1 protein-coding gene is annotated in these 841 nt (G+C 44.5%); it reads left to right on the forward strand.

The window, feature by feature from the left end:
* Positions 1 to 841, forward strand: an 841-nt coding sequence (locus A3756_RS02230) for an Hpt domain-containing protein (RefSeq protein ID WP_197481113.1), incomplete at both ends; no start/stop codon positions are given.

Genomic DNA, 841 nt, shown 5'->3' on the forward strand with positions numbered 1-841 from the left:
GCCTTAGACTGGGTTAAAGGCGAAATTAAACAAACATTGTCCCAAGCTCAAATAGCGTTGGAGGCTTATGTCGAGAACAAAGAAGACACGCCTCAAATTACCTTCTGCTTGAATTATATTCATCAAGTTCACGGTACGCTTCAAATGGTAGAGTTCTACGGCGCTGCTTTACTCGCCGAAGAAATGGAGAAACTATGCCAGGCATTGATTGAAGACAAGGTCGCCAGTGTACAGGAAGCTCTAGAAGTCTTAATGGACTCTTTGCTGCAACTTGAGAACTATCTGGAGCATATACAAAAAGGGCAGCGTGACTTGCCTGTGGTACTGCTTCCAATATTAAATGATCTTCGTGCTCTGCAGGGCCAGCCTTTATTATCTGACACCTCCTTATTTACGCCTGACTTATCTGCGGCGGCGATAACACCCGACATTGCGCACAATCAGCGTATGCAGGACGAACAAGTTATTGCCAACTTGCGTAAACTTCGACAGATGTTTCAGTTCTCTCTTGCTGGCGTCATTAGAAATCAGGATCTTGCTGAAAACTTTTCCTACCTTTATAAAGTCGTATCTCGTCTCGAGAAATTTTGCCAGGGAACACCCATTGGAAAAATCTGGTGGGTAGCCGTTGGTTTCCTCGATGCTATTCGAGGCGATGAAGAAGGTATCAGCTCTGCAACAAAGCAACTCTTGCGTGAGCTCGATCACCAAATAAAACTGATGATCGATGAACCGCAGACCATTCTAGCGAAGCCTTTACCGACGGACTTACTAAAGAATTTACTGTATTACGTTGCAAAAAGTGCAATTGACAGTCAGCGCATCCAAGAACTAAAAGCGT

It is taken from the genome of Oleiphilus sp. HI0086, assembly GCF_001635225.1.